Annotated in this window: 19 protein-coding genes; 4 read left to right on the forward strand and 15 right to left on the reverse strand. The window is 73.0% G+C overall.

Going from position 1 to position 16,112, the window contains the following annotated elements:
* Nucleotides 1-6: 6 nt before the first annotated feature.
* From ALMP_RS25070 to ALMP_RS25125, 12 genes are all read right to left on the reverse strand, one after another.
* On the reverse strand, nt 7-708 hold the full coding sequence (locus ALMP_RS25070; protein WP_264932032.1) for a 2-hydroxychromene-2-carboxylate isomerase: 702 nt from the start codon (nt 706-708) through the stop codon (nt 7-9).
* Nucleotides 705-1,448, reverse strand: coding sequence for a 3-oxoacyl-ACP reductase FabG (fabG, locus tag ALMP_RS25075; protein ID WP_264932034.1), 744 nt, complete (start codon nt 1,446-1,448; stop codon nt 705-707). The genes ALMP_RS25070 and fabG overlap by 4 nt, the downstream gene beginning before the upstream one ends.
* Complete coding sequence (locus ALMP_RS25080) at nt 1,445-1,978, reverse strand: 3-hydroxyacyl-ACP dehydratase FabZ family protein (RefSeq protein ID WP_264932036.1); 534 nt, start codon at nt 1,976-1,978, stop codon at nt 1,445-1,447. The genes fabG and ALMP_RS25080 overlap by 4 nt, the downstream gene beginning before the upstream one ends.
* Entirely contained in the window at nt 1,975-2,370 is a 396-nt protein-coding gene (locus ALMP_RS25085) for a 3-hydroxyacyl-ACP dehydratase FabZ family protein (RefSeq protein WP_264932038.1), read from the reverse strand. The genes ALMP_RS25080 and ALMP_RS25085 overlap by 4 nt, the downstream gene beginning before the upstream one ends.
* Nucleotides 2,367-3,473, reverse strand: a complete 1,107-nt coding sequence (locus tag ALMP_RS25090) for a beta-ketoacyl synthase N-terminal-like domain-containing protein (protein ID WP_264932040.1) — start codon at nt 3,471-3,473, stop codon at nt 2,367-2,369. The genes ALMP_RS25085 and ALMP_RS25090 overlap by 4 nt, the downstream gene beginning before the upstream one ends.
* Nucleotides 3,470-4,474: a thioesterase family protein gene (locus ALMP_RS25095; protein WP_264932042.1), complete on the reverse strand. Its 1,005-nt coding sequence runs from the start codon at nt 4,472-4,474 to the stop codon at nt 3,470-3,472. Before ALMP_RS25095 ends, ALMP_RS25090 begins: the two co-directional genes overlap by 4 nt.
* Before the next feature lie 53 nt (nt 4,475-4,527).
* On the reverse strand, nt 4,528-5,283 hold the full coding sequence (locus ALMP_RS25100) for an alpha/beta fold hydrolase (RefSeq protein WP_264932044.1): 756 nt from the start codon (nt 5,281-5,283) through the stop codon (nt 4,528-4,530).
* Nucleotides 5,280-6,170 (reverse strand): beta-ketoacyl synthase N-terminal-like domain-containing protein, encoded by an 891-nt coding sequence (locus ALMP_RS25105; protein WP_264932047.1) that lies wholly within the window; start codon nt 6,168-6,170, stop codon nt 5,280-5,282. Before ALMP_RS25105 ends, ALMP_RS25100 begins: the two co-directional genes overlap by 4 nt.
* Nucleotides 6,167-7,297, reverse strand: a complete 1,131-nt coding sequence (locus ALMP_RS25110) for a beta-ketoacyl synthase N-terminal-like domain-containing protein (protein WP_264932049.1) — start codon at nt 7,295-7,297, stop codon at nt 6,167-6,169. The genes ALMP_RS25105 and ALMP_RS25110 overlap by 4 nt, the downstream gene beginning before the upstream one ends.
* Nucleotides 7,294-8,586: a beta-ketoacyl synthase gene (locus ALMP_RS25115; RefSeq protein WP_264932051.1), complete on the reverse strand. Its 1,293-nt coding sequence runs from the start codon at nt 8,584-8,586 to the stop codon at nt 7,294-7,296. Before ALMP_RS25115 ends, ALMP_RS25110 begins: the two co-directional genes overlap by 4 nt.
* 59 nt (nt 8,587-8,645) lie before the next feature.
* Complete coding sequence (locus ALMP_RS25120; RefSeq protein ID WP_264932053.1) at nt 8,646-8,897, reverse strand: acyl carrier protein; 252 nt, start codon at nt 8,895-8,897, stop codon at nt 8,646-8,648.
* Nucleotides 8,898-9,004: 107 nt separating this feature from the next.
* Nucleotides 9,005-9,223, reverse strand: coding sequence for an MbtH family protein (locus ALMP_RS25125; protein ID WP_264932055.1), 219 nt, complete (start codon nt 9,221-9,223; stop codon nt 9,005-9,007).
* Nucleotides 9,224-9,606: 383 nt separating this feature from the next.
* Between ALMP_RS25125 and ALMP_RS25130 the strand changes: the two genes are divergently transcribed.
* Entirely contained in the window at nt 9,607-10,410 is an 804-nt protein-coding gene (locus ALMP_RS25130; RefSeq protein WP_264932057.1) for a thioesterase II family protein, read from the forward strand.
* 51 nt (nt 10,411-10,461) lie between these two features.
* Here ALMP_RS25130 and ALMP_RS25135 read toward each other — a convergent pair whose 3' ends face one another.
* Nucleotides 10,462-10,998 carry a hypothetical protein gene (locus ALMP_RS25135; RefSeq protein ID WP_264932059.1) on the reverse strand — a complete coding sequence of 179 codons (537 nt, stop codon included), beginning with the start codon at nt 10,996-10,998 and terminating at the stop codon, nt 10,462-10,464.
* A 192-nt stretch (nt 10,999-11,190) separates the two neighbouring features.
* Here ALMP_RS25135 and ALMP_RS25140 point away from each other — a divergent pair, with 192 nt between their 5' ends.
* The 3 genes from ALMP_RS25140 (at nt 11,191) to ALMP_RS25150 (ending at nt 14,452) form a co-directional block, all read left to right on the forward strand.
* Complete coding sequence (locus ALMP_RS25140) at nt 11,191-12,417, forward strand: sensor histidine kinase (protein WP_264932061.1); 1,227 nt, start codon at nt 11,191-11,193, stop codon at nt 12,415-12,417.
* A gap of 203 nt (nt 12,418-12,620) precedes the next feature.
* Nucleotides 12,621-13,616, forward strand: a complete 996-nt coding sequence (locus tag ALMP_RS25145) for an ATP-binding cassette domain-containing protein (protein ID WP_264932063.1) — start codon at nt 12,621-12,623, stop codon at nt 13,614-13,616.
* Nucleotides 13,613-14,452 carry an ABC transporter permease gene (locus tag ALMP_RS25150; RefSeq protein ID WP_264932065.1) on the forward strand — a complete coding sequence of 280 codons (840 nt, stop codon included), beginning with the start codon at nt 13,613-13,615 and terminating at the stop codon, nt 14,450-14,452. The genes ALMP_RS25145 and ALMP_RS25150 overlap by 4 nt, the downstream gene beginning before the upstream one ends.
* 86 nt (nt 14,453-14,538) lie before the next feature.
* Here the strand turns inward: ALMP_RS25150 and ALMP_RS25155 are convergent, their stop codons facing one another.
* Nucleotides 14,539-14,859 (reverse strand): hypothetical protein, encoded by a 321-nt coding sequence (locus ALMP_RS25155; protein WP_264932067.1) that lies wholly within the window; start codon nt 14,857-14,859, stop codon nt 14,539-14,541.
* A 165-nt stretch (nt 14,860-15,024) separates the two neighbouring features.
* The coding region (locus ALMP_RS25160) for an NYN domain-containing protein (protein ID WP_375803530.1) at nt 15,025-16,112 on the reverse strand (1,088 nt) is incomplete at its 5' end.

Consider the following 16,112-nt stretch of genomic DNA (forward strand, 5'->3'; position numbering starts at 1 on the left):
CTCCTGTCAGGCCGGGCGGCTGCCGTCCGGCGCTGCCGAGGACGGGAGCAGGTCGAACGGGGCGTCGCTGACGCCGTCCCAGGTCTCGCCGCGAACGGTGGCGACGAACGCGCCCACCCGCTCGGCGCCCCAGAACGGCTCACGGCCGTGGACGAAGAACGGCACGCCGAAGGCGTCGTCGTGGTAGGCCGCGATCAGGCACTCCACGCCCTTGAGGCGCAGGTCGGGGTCGTCGACCGAGTCCGCGATCGCCGGGTCGAGGCCCAGCTCGCGGGCGATGGCGGCGATGGTGCCGCGTTCGGCGAGGTCCCGGCCCTCGTTCCAGCGGGCCCGGTAGGCGAGGTCGACGAACTGCTGTCCCAGGCCGCTTTCCTCGGCGGCGAGGTAGGCGAGGTGGGAGACCTCCCAGTGCGGGGCGCGGTCCACCGGCCAGGTCACCTGCCAGCCGCGGGCGTGCGCCCAGCGGCGGGCGTCGCGCAGGATGTAGAAGTTCTTGGTGCGGTGCATGGGCATCACCGGCAGGGTCACGCCGGCGTCGGCGAGCAGCCGGGTGGACTCCTCGTCCGGCTCCCAGTACGGGATCCATTCGATGCGGTCCAGGACGTCCGGGTACTTCTCGCTGAGGTCGCGGTAGGCGAACCAGGAGTAGGGGCTGCGCAGGGAGAAGTACCAGCGGGGCTGTCTCCTCCTGCCGCGTGCGGTGCTCACAGGGCTATCCCCCCGTCGATGTGGAAGACGGATCCGGTGATGTAGGCGGCGCGGGGCCCGGCGAGGAAGGCGACGAGTTCGGCGACCTCCTCGGCGGTGCCCATCCGGCCGAGGGCGACGGCGGCCAGGGCCTGGTCGCGCAGCCGTTCGGGGACGGCGGCGACCATGTCGGTGTCGACGAAGCCGGGGGCCACCGCGTTGACGCGGATGCCGTAGCGGCCGACCTCCTTGGCGAGGGACTTGGAGAAGCCGATGATCCCGGCCTTGGAGGCGGCGTAGTTGGTCTGGGTGGCGTTGCCGTGGACGCCGGCCACTGAGGAGATGTTGACGAGGGAACCGCCGCGGCGCTTCATCATCCCGAAGGTGACGGCGCGGCAGACGTGGAAGACGCCGTCGAGGTTGGTGGACAGCACCGAGCTCCAGTCGTCGTCGGACATCATCACCAGGCCCTTGTCCCGGGTGATGCCGGCGGAGGTGACGGCGGTCTCGACGGGGCCGAGTTCCTGTTCGGTGGCGGTGACCCAGTCGCGTACGGCCTGGGCGTCGGAGACGTCGACGCGGTGGTGCAGCACCCGGGCGCCGAGCGCCTCCGCCTCCTTGGCGAGGACCTGGGCGGCGTCCTGGCTGGAGTGGTAGCAGAAGCTGACGTCGTAGCCGTCCGCCGCGAGCTTCAGCACGGCGGCCCGGCCGATGCCCCGGGACCCCCCGCTGATCAGGGCCACGGGCCTGGTGTCGGTCATCGTTCGGCCTCTCTTCCGGTTCCGGGGGTCGGTGCGGTGGGGGCGGCGGGGTCGTCCGGGTCCGCGGTGGGGCGGAGCAGCTCGGCGGGGCGGAAGGCCATCACCATCTGCGCCACCGTCATCACGGTCAGGTCGCCGCGGTGGCTGCTGCCCTCGAAGACGACCGAGTCGGTGAAGGTGCGGGCGACGGTCACCCGGTGCTCGATGACGTCGCCGGGCAGGACGGGGTGGTGGAACTCGGCGTCGGCCACCGAGCCGAAGAGCATGACCTGCCCCTGCGGGGCGCCGCCGCCGACCACGGTGAGCAGGCCCGCGGTCTGCCCCCACGACTCGATGAGCAGGGACGGCGGGTAGGCGAGGTCCGCGTCGGGGGCGGCGCCCGCGTACCAGGGCTCGTTGACGGTGACCGCCTTCACCGCGCGGATCCGCTCGCCGGGCACCAGCTCGACGACGCGGTCCACGAGCAGCATGGGGTACCGGTGCGGCAGCGACCGCGCGATGGGCACGGCCGGTGGGGTGAGGACCGTCATCGGGCACCTCCGGCGGGCTCGAAGCGCAGCCGGACCCGGGCGGCGGGGCCGCGGGAGGTGGTGGCCGTCGCCTTGCAGCGCCACGCGGTGCCGGCGCGCTGCCAGGTGAGGGCCAGGTGGAGGGTGTCCCCCGGGTAGACGGCGCCGGCGAAGCGGGCGGACTCCACGGCGGCGAGCACCCCGGGGGCGGCGGCCGGGTCGGCGTCGAGCGCCGCCCGCCGCACGCACTCCAGTACGCAGACGCCGGGGAAGATCGGGAAGTCGGGGTAGTGGCCGGCGAACACCGGCTCGTCGGCCAGGATCTCGGCCCGGGCGGAGCCGGCCAGTCCGTCGGCGGTCCGCTCCTCCACCACGACGTCGGCGCGGACGGGGCTGACCGGGGCCGCGGTCATCGGGTGGCCGCCAGGCGCAGGACCGCGCAGGCCAGGGAGCCGTCGCGGTCGGCGGAGGTGACCAGGGCGATCCGGCCGGCCGCCGTGGGGTCCTCGGCGGCGGTGGCGAGCAGGATCGCGATCTGGAACGGGGCGGAGGCGGCGGAGACGTCCCCGATGCGGCTGACGGCCGGGACCCGCCGCACCGGTGCGCTGCCGCAGACCGCGGTGAGGACCTCGCGTTCCAGGTGGCCGAGGAGGCCCGGCGCGTCACTGGGGGCGGCCGCCCAGACCTCGTCGGCGGTGACCCCGGCGGCGTCCAGGGCGGAGCGCACACAGGCCTCCAGCGCGGCGCGGACGCCGTTGCCGGTGGCCACCCGGGACCGTACCGCCAGTATCTCGGCGAGGGCGGGGCGCTCGGGGGTGACCGCCGAGGCGGGGCCGATCAGCAGCACGGCCGCGCCCTCGCCGAGGGCGACACCGGGGGCCTCGGGGCCCCGGCTGTGCCGCTCCAGCCAGTAGCGGGCGTGCGAGTACTCCTCGGCGGCGGCGCACAGCACCGTGTCGGCGCGGCCCGTGGACAGCAGCCGGGTGGCGTAGTTGAGGGAGAGCAGGCCCGCCGCGCGGCCCCCGGCCAGCGTGGTGTTGGGTCCCTTGATGCCGTACCAGATGGCGCACTGGCCGGCCGCGCAGTTCATCACCGCGTTGGGCATCACGGCCGGGTCGACGTCGTAGGGCCGGGCGCCCTCCAGGGAGCTGCGGGTGAAGTCCATCATGCTGGCGGCGCTGCCGGTGGTGGTGGCCAGCACGAGCGCGGCCCGCTCGCCGGTCTCCGTCTCGCGTCGCGCGCCGGGCTGGTCGAGCAGCGAGCCGACGGCGGTGACGGCGAGGCCGGTGACCCGGTCCATGGAGCGGGTGCCCTTCTTGCCGAGGACCTCGCGGACCTCGAACCCGGGGACCAGGTGGGCGCGGCTGACGGGCACGTTCCAGCGCTCGGTGTCCACCGGGGCGACGGTGGAGCGCTGGGCGCGCACGCCCTCGGCGAAGGCTTCGGCGCCGATCCCGTGCGGGGAGACCGCCGACCAGCCGGTGATCACCGGCCGGTCGGCCACCGCGGCGCTCATGACGCCGCCTTGCGCGGTGTGGTGAGGGCGGTGACGGTGGCCTCGTCGAACTCGGCCATCTCCCACTGGTTGGGGGCGGTCTCCTGGAGGTAGCCGTGGGTGATGGTGCCGGTGGCGGTCTTCACCAGCTGCCCGTCGCGCAGCACGTAGCAGTCCATGCGGGTGGAGTAGAGCAGCGTCTTGAAGACGTTCTCGACGGTGTAGACGGTGTAGACCTCCTCCTCCATCAGGGTCTCGTCGAGGAGTTCGATGCGGGACTGGGTGACGACGGGGATCCAGCCGCGGGTGTCGAGGACCTCCTTGATGGCCAGGCCCCGGTCGGCGAGGAAGAGGTCCTCGACCTCCTCCATGATCCGCAGGAAGCCGGACATCTGGACGCGCTCGTTGTAGTGGCAGTAGAAGTAGCCGACCCGCCAGCGCCAGCCGAACGCGTTGGTCTCGCCGATGAGTTCGCTGAGCACCGGGTCGGCGCTGGTGCCGCGGCCGGCGGTGAACTCGCCGTAGGGCGTGGGCGTGGCCGCGAGCTCCAGCCGCTCGCCGGTGCCCAGGCGGGCGGTGGTGAACCGGTCCAGCCCGGCCGGCCAGGGCTCCTCGGCCCGGACGTGGCCGTCGACGCGCAGCGCCACCACGAGCGTGGAGTCGGCGCACCGCACGCGCTTGCCGTCGCGTTCGACGAACTGCTCGACACGGAAGCGGAGCCGGTCCTCGCCGTCCTTGGTGCGCGGTGTGACGACCGCCTCGACCTCGTCGTCGACGGCGAGCAGCGCGCCGAGCCGGGAGCGGATGTCGACCACGTCGAAGCCGAGCCCGAAGCGCCGGTAGAGGTCTCCCACGGGCAGCCCGGCCTGCCTGAAGTGGTGCAGCACCGCCGCTTCGGCCACGTAGTTGATGTGCTTGAAGCCGATGGCGAAGCTGATGTTGTTGCCTTCGAACAGCGGGCGCAGCCGCGCCGTGGTCGGGGTCAGCAGCGCCGTCACCGAGGGGTGGGGCGTCGGGTCCATCACGGACTCCTTCGTGTCGGGGCGTTTCGGGTCGGGCGGTGCGGGCCGGGCGGTCAGGCGTCCGCCAGGGGCCGGACGCGGCCTGGGATCCGGTCGAGGAAGGCGTGCACGGCGCCCGTGAACACCTCGGGCGCCTCGAGCATCGGGAAGTGCCCGCAGCCGGGCACGGTCAGGCACTCCCCGGCGGGCAGCCGGGCGGCGAGCCGGCGGGCCTGGGCGACGGGCGCGGACCGGTCGTCCTCGCAGCCGACGACCAGCGCCGGGGTTTGCACCAGGTCCACGGGGAAGAGCGGGGTGCGCAGGTAGGCGTCGAAGAACCGCAGCCATCCGTAGGGGCCGATCCACTCCGTCATGCGCCGGGCCATGTCGGCGAGGATCCCGGCCTCGATGGGGTGGTCGGGGGTGCGCAGCCGGATCGACTCGGCCATGGTGCGCGGGAAGTCGTCCAGGGTCGGCGCGATCATGTCCCAGTGGAAGTCGTCCGCGTCGCTCCGGTAGAAGGGGTTGACGAGGACGACGCCCGGCAGGTCCAGCGGGTCGCCGGCGGCCGCGCGGGCGCTGAGCAGGTCGAGCAGCACCACCGAGCTGAACGAGTGGGCCACCACCACGCCGGGGCCGCCCGGAACGGTGTCGAGCACCTCGGCCAGCCGGGCCGCGGAGTCCGTCTCGTGGCGCCAGTCGGCGATGCCGCCGCTGTGCCAGGGCAGCCGGGGGGTGTGCACCTCGACGCCGTCGCGCCAGTGTCCGGCGAGCGAGGCCCAGATGCCCTCGTTGTTGGCGAGTCCGTGCAGCAGCACCAGGTTCGTCATGCCGGACTCTCCGGGGCGAGCAGGGCGGCTCCGGTCGCGCCGGCCAGGGCGTAAGCCGGGCGGGTGGCGCCCTGGGCGAACCAGCCGACGGCGGCGGCGCACTGCACGACGCCGAGGGCGCCGGAGAGTTCGCCCCAGCCGGTGAGGGCGACGCGGTCGGCGCCGGCGGGCACCGGGTCCGCCTCGGGGCTGAACCACAGCCCGCCGTCCGGGGCGCGCCGGGTCAGCTCGGCGACCGTGCCGGCGGGACGCGCGGTGCGCACGACCGGGCCGAGCAGGGCGTGGGGTGTGCCGGTGGGGGTGCGGCTGAGCACCAGGGCGGCACCGCCGTCGGCCACGGGGCCGCCGATGAGCCGACGGGTGACCTCGTTGTCCGGTTCGACGCCGGTCACCAGGACGTGGTCGGCGCGTCCGGCGCGCAGCAGGACGGCGGCCCAGCGCACGGCGTCGAGACCGGAGCTGCGGCCGTTGCACACCGTGAGGTTGGGGCCGCGCAGCCCGTACCGGATGGCGGTCTCGGAGGCGATGATGTTGCTGGAGGCGTTCGGCGTGTCCATCGGGCTGAGGGCCTGGGTGGACTCCTTGGCGATGGTCTCCACCGCCCGGCACACGGTGTCCGCGTTGCCGAGGTTGGAGCTGACCACGGTGCCGATCCGGTCGCCGGGCACGGTCGGCCCGTCCGGTCCGAGAAGCCCGGCGTCGGTGAGCGCGGCGTGGGCGAGGTGGAGTCCGAGCCGGGTGGCGCTGTCCTTGAAGCGCAGGCCCTTCTTGCCGATGAGGGCGGCCGGGTCGACGGGGTCGGCGCCGGCGACGGCCGGGCGCAGCAGGGCGCCGGGGTCGGCCGCGCCGGGCAGGGCCACGGCGACACCGGTGACGGCGAGGGTCATGCGGCACCTCCGACGATGGCGACGGCGTTGACGCCGCCGAAGCCGAAGCTGTTGACCTGGGCCAGACGCACCGGGGTGGTCAGCGGCTCGCCGGCCACCAGGCGCAGGGTGCTGCCCTCGGGCAGCGGCTCGACCAGGCCCGCGATGGGCGGCACGACTCCGGTGTCGAGGGAGCGCAGCGCCACGATCAGGCTGAGCAGCCCGGCGGAGCCGGAGGTGTGTCCGGTGAGGGACTTGATGCCGGTGAGGGCCGGGCGGGCACCCTCGAACACCTGGGCGGTGACGGCGGCTTCGGTGCGGTCGTTGAGCGGGGTCCCGGTGGCGTGGAGCACGACCAGGTCGATGTCGGCGGGGTCGACGTGGGCGTGCCGCTGCGCCGCGCGGACGGCGGCCTCGACGCCCGCCTCGTCCGGGGCGGTCTGGTGGTGGGCGTCGCAGTTGACGGCGACCGAGCGCAGCCAGCCGCGGACCGGCCGGCCGGCGGGGGCGGTGCGGGTGAGGACGACGGCGGCGGCGCCCTCGCCGAGGATGGTGCCCTGACGGTCCTTGTCGAAGGGGCGCACCGCCTCCGGCGGGTCGAACTGCACCCGGTCGGCCTGGCCGAACATGCTCTCGGTGACGACGTCGCAGCCGGCCACCACGACCGTGTCCGCCTCTCCGAGTTCCAGCAGGTCCCAGCCGAGGGCGAGGGCGTACAGGGAGGCCGAGCAGGCGCCCGCGAAGGTGTGGGTGTCGACGGCGTTGAACCGCTCGCGCAGGAGCTGCTCGAAGTGGAGGCGGTCGGCGTCGAAGGGGATGCCGTCGCGCCACCACAGTTCCAGGGAGCGCAGTTCGCGCAGTCCGGTGCCGACGAGGACGGGGATGCCGTCGAGGTCCTCGGGCAGTCCGGCGTCGGCGGCGGCCTGCGCGACGGCTTCCACGAGGAAGCGGCCGGCCCGGCCGGGTTCGTCCAGGCCGTCGTCCCGCCGGTCGTCGATCTCGAACAGCTGCTGGGCGCGGAACCGGGAGCGGTCGAAGGCCTTCAGCGGGCCGAGGGCGCTGCGTCCGGCGCACAGGCTGTCGAAGATCTCCCCGGGGTCGGCGCCGATGCCGGCCACCGCCCCGGTGCCGATGATGGGGTAGGTCACCTGTCGTCACCGTCCCCGTCGCCGTCGTCCGCGCGGGTCTCGTCGCCGTCCCCGTCGTAGCGGCCGAGGATGACGATGGAGTTGTTGCCGCCGAAGGCGAGGCCGTTGTTCTGCACGATGCGCAGGTCGGCGTCGACGGCGTGGTTGGGCACGCAGTCGATCTCGCACTCCGGGTCGGTGCGGTGGTGGTTGATCGTGGGCGGGATGAAGCCGTGGGTGATGGCGAGGCCGCAGGCGATGGCGCCGAGCGCGCTGGCGGCGCCCATGGTGTGGCCGAGCATCGACTTCAGGGAGATGGTGCGCGGGGTCGCGGCGCCGAACACCGAGCGGATGGCGGCGGCCTCGGTGATGTCGTTGGCCTTGGTGCCGGTGCCGTGCGCGGAGATCAGGTCGACCTCCTCGGGCTTCACCCCGGCGTTGGCCAGCGCGATGCTCATGCACTGGGCGACGCTGTCGCCCTTGGGCGCGACCTGGTGGTAGGCGTCGCAGTTGAGGCCGTAGCCGAGGACCTCGGCGTAGATGCGCGCGCCGCGGGCCAGCGCGGAGTCCAGGCTCTCCAGGACCAGCAGGCCGGCGCCCTCGCCGGTGAGGATGCCCTTGCGGTCGACGTCGAAGGGCTGGCACACCTCGGGAGCGATGGTGCCGAGCCGGTAGAAGCCGGTGAACGTCTTGCGGCACATGGCGTCGGCGCCGCCGCACAGCGCGTACTCCACCTCGCCGGAGCTGACCGCGTCGAAGCCGTAACCGATCGCGTAGTTGCCCGCGGAGCAGGCGGTGGCGATGGTGGGGGCCTCGACGTCGGTCAGGTCCAGTTCGTGGGCGATGGCGGTGGAGAGCCGGGCCGCCGACACCCGCCGGACGATCTGCGGGTCCATGTTCTGCGGACCGTCGGCGAGTTCGGCGGCCACCAGCCGGTCCAGCTCGTAGGACTCGCCGTCCGTGGTGCCGACGGAGATCAGTCCCCGTCGGCCGGCGAGGTCCCCGGGGTCCAGACCGGCGTCCTTCAGTGCCATGGCCGCCGCCGCGACCGCGAAGCGGCTGGCGCGGCCCAGTTCCCGCACCGGGGTGCGGGAGATCCATTCCTCGGGCTCGAAGCCCTTGACCTCGCAGCCGTTGACGTGCGCGAACCCCTCGACGTCGAACAGCGAGATCGGACTGGCACCGCTGCGGCCGGCCCGCAGGCTCTCGGTGAATTCCTCGGCCCCGATGCCAATGCTGGAGATGACTCCAAAGCCGGTGAGAACCACCCGGCGTTTCTCGGTTACGCCGCCGGGGCGTACTGAGGACATGTTTTTTCCCCTTAAACCTTCGGATCGGCCGAGCTCCGGCTCGGCCGGACGGCGCGCGGTCAGCGGGCGGGAGCCTCCGCGACGACCTTGTAGACCGCCTCCAGGTTCACCATCTGGGCCAGCTCGGACTGGTCGATGGTGATGCCGAACTCCTTCTCCAGGGAGGCCAGGATCTCGATGGCGCGCAGCGAGTCGGCGCCGTGGTCGTCGATGAAGAGGCTGGTGTCGGTGACCTCGTCCTCCTCGAGCTCGAGGATGTCGCAGACGATTTCCTTGACGGCGGCCTGGCGGTCTTCGGCGAGAATCGGCATGACGTGTTTCTCCTAGAGATGTGTGCGACGGAACGATGAGTGCGACGGAACGATGAGTACGGCTGAGACGGTGTGCTGCGGTGTCACGGGTCCGGCCGGCGTCTGTTTCAGGAGGGCTGGGCGTCCATGGCGGCCGCGAGGCTGCGCGGGCGCATGTCGGTCCAGTGCTCGTTGACGTAGTCCAGGCATTCCTGGCGGGGGCCGGCGCCGTGCGCCTTTTCCCAGCCGGCCGGAATCTCCGCGAACACGGGCCAGATGGAATACTGGCCCTCGTCGTTCACGAGTACGTAGTACTCGGCATTGTCATCCTCGAACGGATTGGCCATGAGCCTTTTCCTTCCTGGCACGGTCACCCAATTCGGCTCGACTGTACGCAGCGGGGAATCACTCGGACAAGGCTTCCCGGACATGACGCCGACCGCACGTTCGAGAGTTTTCAATGAGAAGAATTCAATAACGCGTTGCGGGTCTTTCGGCCATCACTTCGGGGTCCGCGCCGAGGTGGCCGAAAGCCGTGCGGAGGCGTCCGGCCGGGGGGTGCGGCCGGCCGTTCGTCACTCCCCCGCCCCTCCGTGGGCACCGAGGGTCACTTCCGGGCATCGAAGATTTCTTGGCCGCCTGCGGCGCCTCGCCCGTCCGCCAGCTACGTTGCCGGGTGCCTGGTCCGACCCGACGTGTGGTGGGACCCGATGCCCTGAAAGGAGGCCGGATGTCCGGGCAGTTCATCCGCCCGCTCCCCAGGCCGCAGGCCCCCCGGGTCCTGCTCTGTCTGAGTTTCTGCGGGGGCGGCACCGCGCCCTTCCGGCCGTGGGCGGACAGCCTGCCGGAGGACACCGAGCTGGCGCTGTACTGCTACCCGGGCCGGGAGGCCCGCTACAGCGTGCCGTTCGCCCGCGACTGGGAGGACCTGCTCGGCGGGGCCCTGGCCGCGCTGCACGGCCTCGCCGGGCGGCGGGTCGTGCTGTGCGGGCACAGCATGGGCGCCTGGGTCGCCTTCGACCTCGCGGTGCGCGCCCGGCGGGCGGGACTGCCCGACCCGGAGGCGGTGGTGGTGTCGGCCGCGCGGGCGCCGCACACCCGGGCCGGGCTCGTGGACGTGCCGCCGCACCCGCGCAACACCGATCAGGAGCTGCTCGACTGGATGCTCGGCGCCGGCCAGCTGTCGGAGGCGGTGCGTGGCGAGCCGGAGCTGCTGCGGATGGCGGTGGAGGTGTTCCGCGCCGATCTGTGCGTGGCGGACAGCTACCGGTTCCGGCCGCAGGACCGGGTGACGGCGCCGTTGCAGGTGCTGTACGGCGAGGACGACGACCTGAGCGACACGGACGCGGACGCCTGGCGGCCCCTGTCGACCGGCCCGTTCAAGGCGACCCGGGTGGCCGGCGGCCACTTCTACACGCCGACGGTGTGGCCGCGGCTCCCCGAGCACATGGCGGCCTTCCGCACGGGCACGCCGACGACTCGTACCGAGCCGGCCCCGCCCGGCCCCCGGCGGCGGACCGCGACGACGGCCTGAGCGGGGCAAAGGCCCACGCCTGACGGACCGCGCCGCCGACGCGGCGAAGGGTCAGGAGGAGCCGGACTCGCGCAGGACGCGGCGGCGGATCGCGCGCAACATGGACTGGCGGGTCAGTCCGCTGCCGAACCTGACCAGCCACCAGTAGGGGGCGAAGGTGCGGCGGGTCCGCTCGTCGGTGGCCAGGACCCTGGTCTCGGTGCTGAGGACGCCGCCCGCGCAGCGCACGTTCATGCCGATCTTCAGGATGCCCGGCTCGTCGCATCCGGTCACGATCTCGGCGATGGTGCCGGGGGGCCGGGGGACGTCGCCGGGCGACTGCACGCCCGCGAAGAGGAACTCGTCGTCGCCGGCCGGGATCACCTCGCCCATCCCGCTCAGGTAGTCGGCGACGATCCGGCGCTCGGCCGACACGTCGGCCCGGGTGAGCGCCACCAGCGCGCGGGCCAGCGGTGCCTCGGCCCAGGTCGTCGCGTGCACGGCCCGCATCACCTCGGCCGCGGTGCCGGGGACCGGAACGCGGTGCACTTCCCGGAAATGCCAGGCGGGCAACAGCCGGTCCAGTTCCGATCCGCCCTCGTCAGGCATTTCCGACTCCTCAAGAAAAGGCGGCCGTACCGCACCGCGGGAACATCCTAGAGAGATTTCATGGACGTCCCGTTTCCGGATCGGCCCGATGGCAGGAAAATGCCAGAACGGGCGGTGCGCACGGGGTCGGTTTTCAGCAAGCTGCCAATATCCGCCGGTGAGCGGTGATCGTGCGTCACTAGAATCGGCGCGATGGCCACGCACACACACCTGGGAAATCACGTTCACGGCCGGGTCCTGCGGCCCCTCACCGCGGCGCTCGCGGGCGCGACCGTGGTGGGCGGGCTGCTCGCCGGGCCGGTCGCGGGCTGGCGGGCGGTCGTCCCCATGACGGTGGCGGTGCTCGGCGCGCTGGCCGTCACCGGCTGGCGCGACCGGGTGCCGGTGCTGCCGGTGGCCCTGGTGACGATGGCCGCGTCCGCGCTGGGCACCGTACTGGGCGATCCTCCGGTGCAGCGGCAGTCGACCGGTCTGGTGACGCTGCTGGAGATCGCGGCCACGCTGCTGCTGGTCTGCCTGCTCGCCCGGTACGCCGCCGCGCGGTACGCGGCCCTGCTGTGCACCGCGCTGGGCATCCTGGCGTCGACCGTGATCCTCCGCCTCCAGGTACCCCCGACCGCGATGGAGGCCGCCGCGCAGAGCGCGTTCTTCGCGCTGGGGGCCGTCGCCGCGGCCGCCGTCGGCGGGTACCTGCGGGTCCTGGAGTCGCGGCGGCTGCGCTCGGTGCACGAGGCCCGGCGCCACCAGCGGCTGCAACTCGCCCGCGATCTGCACGACTTCGTGGCGCACGACGTGTCCGGCATCGTGGTGCTCGCACAGGCCGCCCAGGTGGTCGGGGCGGACCAGCCGGAGAAGGTGCTGCCGATCCTCCGGCAGATCGAGCAGGCCGGGCTCCAGGCGCTCGGCTCCATGGACCGCACCGTGCAGATGCTCGACGACTCCACCGGTACGGCCGCCCCGGCGGCGGGCGAGGGCAAGGCGCAGGCGTACGGGCTGCCGGACATCGCCGACGTCGTCGACCGGTTCCGGGGCGCCGGGCGCAGCGAGGTGCGGCTGGAGCTGGATCTGACGCCCGAACGGGTCGCCCGGGTGCCGCGCGAGGTGGCCAGCACCGCCCACCGGGTCGTGGTCGAGGCGCTGACCAACATCCGCCGGCACGCGCCCGCCACCCCCCTGGTGTCGGTGTCCGTGCTCCCCGACCTCACCGCCGAGGAGCCGGTCCTCGTCGTGTCGGTGAGCAACCGCGCCCCCTCCATCACCGAGCCGGGCGGCGGCCTGCTGGGCGACGGCGGCCGGCGCGGCGGCGGCACGGGCCTGGCCGCCCTCGCGGAGCGGGCCGGGGCACTGGGCGGCAGCCTCGAGTACGGCGCCCACGGCGAGGGCGGCTGGCGGGTGCGGGCCGTTCTGCCGCTGGGCTGACTTTCCCTTTCCGGCGACCTGCCGGGCCTATTTCCGGCGCCTGTGGCAATGCCAGTTCAACAGTTCTGATCCGCACTCCAGGAATGCGCCCGCCGCGGCTACCGTACCTGCTGTAGGTGACGGCCCATGGGGTCCCTTTCGGTCATCCCTGAAAACGCCCGAAGACCGGTCGCGGACTTCCGGGATGGAGCGAAGGGAATTCCATGGACACCCCGATGATCGAAGTGACCGACGTGACCAAGACGTTCGGTTCCCACAAGGCACTGGACGGGGTGAGCCTGAGTGCGCCGCGCGGCACGGTGCTGGGCCTGCTCGGGCACAACGGCGCCGGCAAGACGACCCTCGTCGGCATCCTGAGCACCTTGTCCCTGCCGACGTCGGGGCAGGTCCGGGTGGGCGGCCTGGACGTCGTGCGCCGGGCCGAGGAGGTCCGCCGCCGCATCGGGCTCACCGGACAGTACGCGGCCGTCGACGAGACGCTCTCCGGGCACGCCAACCTGGTGCTGATCGCCCGGCTGCTGGGCGCCTCCCGGGCGCAGGCCGCGGCCCGCGCCGACGAACTGCTCGAACTGTTCTCCCTCACCGGGGCGGCCCGCCGCAGCGCGAAGGACTACTCGGGCGGCATGCGCCGGCGCCTGGACCTGGCGGCGAGCCTGGTCGGGGCACCCGATGTGATCTTCCTCGACGAGCCCACCACGGGACTCGACCCCACGGCCCGCCGCGGTCTGTGGCACATCGTGCAGCACCTGGTCCGGGAGGGCACCACGGTCCTGCTGACCACGCAGTATCTCGACGAGGCCGACGTGCTGGCCGACTCCATCACGGTGCTGTCGGCGGGCCGGGTCGTCGCGTCCGGCACCGCGGAGGAGCTGAAGAGCCGCATCGGCCACCGGTCGGTGTCGGTGACCCTGCGCGGTGCCGACGACCGGCAGCGGGCCGTGGCGGCGCTGCGCGGGGCCGGGCTCGCCCCCGCGCACGAGGACGACGGCCTGGTGCTGACGATGCCCGTCGCGGACTCCACGGCGGTGGCCCGGGTGGTCCGCGCCACCGACGAGGCGGGCGTGGATCTGGCCGGACTCGCGTTCAGCGAGCCCTCGCTGGACGACGTCTACCTGGCCCTGAACTCCACCGTGACCGCCCCGTCGAGCCCCTCCCCCGTGCCCCTCTCCACCGGACACCAGACAGGGATGCCCCGATGACCCTCATCACCGAACAGTCCACCGGGGCCGCGGCCCCCTCCCAGGTGCGCGCGGCGCACTTCGGCGGGGCCGGCGTGCTCCGTCAGATCTCCGTGCTGTCCGGCCGGTCGCTGCGGGCGCTGCGCACCCCGGCGCTGGTGCTGCCGAACATCCTGGAACCCGTTCTGATGCTGACCGTGTTCAGCCAGGTCTTCAAGAGCGTCTCGCAGACCTCCGCCTTCCCGGCGGGCGTCAGCTACATCGACTACCTGCTGCCGGCGTTCCTGGTCACCGGCTCGATCAGCGCCGGTCTGAAGTCGGGGGTGGCGCTGACGACGGAGATGAACAACGGGATCGTCGCCCGTTTCAAGGCCATGCCGATCCACACCGGGTCGGTGCTGATCGGCCGGAGCATCGCCGACACCGTGCTGAACGCCGTGAACATGACCGTCATGTTGATCGCGGCCGCCCTGGTCTTCGGCTACGGCCCGGACGGCGGGCTGCTCGGCTCGCTCGGCGCGGCGCTGGTCGCGGTGGTGCTGGGCTGGTCGCTGGGCTGGGTGTTCATGGCGCTGTCGGCGTGGGTGCGCCGCCCGGAGGCCCTGCAGCCGATCGGCGGCATCGTGAACATGGTGCTGCTCTTCGCCTCCAACGCGTTCGTGCCCACCGAGGGCCTGCCCGGCTGGCTGGGGGCGTTCGCCGAGGTCAACCCGATGTCGCACGCGATCACAGCGGCCCGTGACCTGGCGCTCGGCGAGCCGGCCCTGGGGACCGTGCTGGCCACCCTGGGCGCCTGTGTGGTGATCGTCGCCGTCACCGCCCCGCTGGCGGTGCGCAGCTTCCGCAAGGCGACCTGAGCGGACCCGCCGCGACGACCGGGGCCCGGAACCAGTGGTCTGGTTCCGGGCCCCGGCGCGTTCCGGCGATGCGGCCGGTGAGGAATTCAGCAGGGGATCAGGCCGACGTAGCGGTTCGCGAGCCACGGGTACTCGCTGGTCATGACCTCCTGGCCCGGCGCGAGGGTGTGGCACCTGTCCGGGACGTACGGGGTGTCGAGGTAGGCGTAGGCGACGTTCACCCGCTGGGTCGTCGTGCAGTTGTTGGTGATGACGACGATGACCTTGGTGAGGAGGTAGTCCTTGGCCGTCACGCAGCTGGGCACGGACTCGGCCGTCGTCCCCGCCGCCTGGGCGGGGGCCTGTACGGCACCGACGAGCGCGAGCCCGGCGACGGCCGCTCCCGCCGCGCGCACGATGTTCCTCATTCGAACCTCCAAGCTTCGGGAAACGGGCGATTCGCCCGCCCGAGCGGATTGCATTTCCCGGGGCGGGCGAATCACCATTCAATGAATTCGGCGGCGGCAGCTCAACGGCATATCAATGAATTCGTTCCTGAACGGCTCGGCGCGCAATTGTCGGATTCCGGCCGGTCAGCCGCGGCCGCAGTGTCGGCAGGCGCCGCGGCGGCGCAGGTGGTAGCCGTAGGCCGCGACGCCCAGGGCCACGCCCCACACGACCCAGAAGACCGACGGGCCGAGCGTCCCCCACATCGCCGTGTCGTATTCGCGGACCGCCATCAGGCCGGCCGGGATCAGGACCACGGCCACGACCGACGCGGGCACGAGCGCGGTCGCGGGATGGACCGGGCGGCCCCGCTTGAACCACACCCAGCGTGGCCAGACCTCGCCCCACCGGCCGACCAGACCGTGCATCAGCAGGCTGCCGAGGGTGGACACCACGCCCAGCGCCAGCCCGATCTCCAGCATGTGCGGGGTGTCCTGCATCTCCTTCAGGAACTCGTCGGTGATCCCCATCGGCCATCCGAAGTACCAGGCGATCCGGGTGATGTCGTACGGCAGGGTCGACGCCACCGCCACCCACACCGCCCAGCGCCCCCAGCGCAGCGCGGCCGCCGGGTCGGTCCAGCCGGCCGCCGCCCGGTCGCCGCGGCCGCAGCGCACGCACCGCCGGCCGGTGCGCCGCTGGTAGGAGAGCGTGGTCGCGAGCCACAGCAGGCCGCCCACGAAGACGATGATCAGGTGGACGCGGTGCCAGTAGAGGATGTCGCCGAGCTCCTGCGGACCCGGCACCCCGGTGAAGACGAACACCAGCAGCACCGGTGCGAAGACCAGCAGGCCGAGCAGCGAGTAGTCGGGGACCAGGAGAGCCAGCGCCACGCCGGCCGTCCAGCCGAAGGCGAGCAGCGCCTTGCGGGTGCGGCCCGTGCCGTGTCCGCGTGTCATCAGCACGCCCACGACCGTGCCCACGGCACCGAACGCCGCCATCACCGGGGCGACCACCGCCGCGCTGCTCGGCTCCAGGATCGACGACGACGAGCGGTCCTCGACGGTCCGGGCGAAGGGGTAGCCGTCGCCGCCCAGCGCCCAGTACAGGCCGGCCAGGCCGTACAGGGCGGACCACACGACGACGAGCCGCCCCGACCGGTCCGGCCACCGGTGCCACCCGTTCGGCGCGAGCCGGTCCGGCTCCTTCGGGGCTGTGTCGGTCATGGCGGGGG

Origin of the sequence: Streptomyces sp. A012304 (assembly GCF_026008495.1) — a bacterium.
In the GTDB taxonomy this organism is placed as follows: domain Bacteria; phylum Actinomycetota; class Actinomycetes; order Streptomycetales; family Streptomycetaceae; genus Streptomyces.

Coding starts and splice junctions, on each gene's coding strand:
- ALMP_RS25100 (WP_264932044.1), bottom strand. CDS start 5,283: ATGACGAACCTGGTGCTGCTGCACGGACTCGCCAACAACGAGGGCATC.
- ALMP_RS25105 (WP_264932047.1), bottom strand. CDS start 6,170: ATGACCCTCGCCGTCACCGGTGTCGCCGTGGCCCTGCCCGGCGCGGCC.
- ALMP_RS25135 (WP_264932059.1), bottom strand. CDS start 10,998: ATGCCTGACGAGGGCGGATCGGAACTGGACCGGCTGTTGCCCGCCTGG.
- ALMP_RS25115 (WP_264932051.1), bottom strand. CDS start 8,586: ATGTCCTCAGTACGCCCCGGCGGCGTAACCGAGAAACGCCGGGTGGTT.
- ALMP_RS25120 (WP_264932053.1), bottom strand. CDS start 8,897: ATGCCGATTCTCGCCGAAGACCGCCAGGCCGCCGTCAAGGAAATCGTC.
- ALMP_RS25155 (WP_264932067.1), bottom strand. CDS start 14,859: ATGAGGAACATCGTGCGCGCGGCGGGAGCGGCCGTCGCCGGGCTCGCG.
- ALMP_RS25130 (WP_264932057.1), top strand. CDS start 9,607: ATGTCCGGGCAGTTCATCCGCCCGCTCCCCAGGCCGCAGGCCCCCCGG.
- ALMP_RS25145 (WP_264932063.1), top strand. CDS start 12,621: ATGGACACCCCGATGATCGAAGTGACCGACGTGACCAAGACGTTCGGT.
- ALMP_RS25080 (WP_264932036.1), bottom strand. CDS start 1,978: ATGACGGTCCTCACCCCACCGGCCGTGCCCATCGCGCGGTCGCTGCCG.
- ALMP_RS25090 (WP_264932040.1), bottom strand. CDS start 3,473: ATGAGCGCCGCGGTGGCCGACCGGCCGGTGATCACCGGCTGGTCGGCG.
- ALMP_RS25085 (WP_264932038.1), bottom strand. CDS start 2,370: ATGACCGCGGCCCCGGTCAGCCCCGTCCGCGCCGACGTCGTGGTGGAG.
- ALMP_RS25125 (WP_264932055.1), bottom strand. CDS start 9,223: ATGGCCAATCCGTTCGAGGATGACAATGCCGAGTACTACGTACTCGTG.
- ALMP_RS25150 (WP_264932065.1), top strand. CDS start 13,613: ATGACCCTCATCACCGAACAGTCCACCGGGGCCGCGGCCCCCTCCCAG.
- ALMP_RS25140 (WP_264932061.1), top strand. CDS start 11,191: ATGGCCACGCACACACACCTGGGAAATCACGTTCACGGCCGGGTCCTG.
- ALMP_RS25095 (WP_264932042.1), bottom strand. CDS start 4,474: ATGGACCCGACGCCCCACCCCTCGGTGACGGCGCTGCTGACCCCGACC.
- fabG (WP_264932034.1), bottom strand. CDS start 1,448: ATGACCGACACCAGGCCCGTGGCCCTGATCAGCGGGGGGTCCCGGGGC.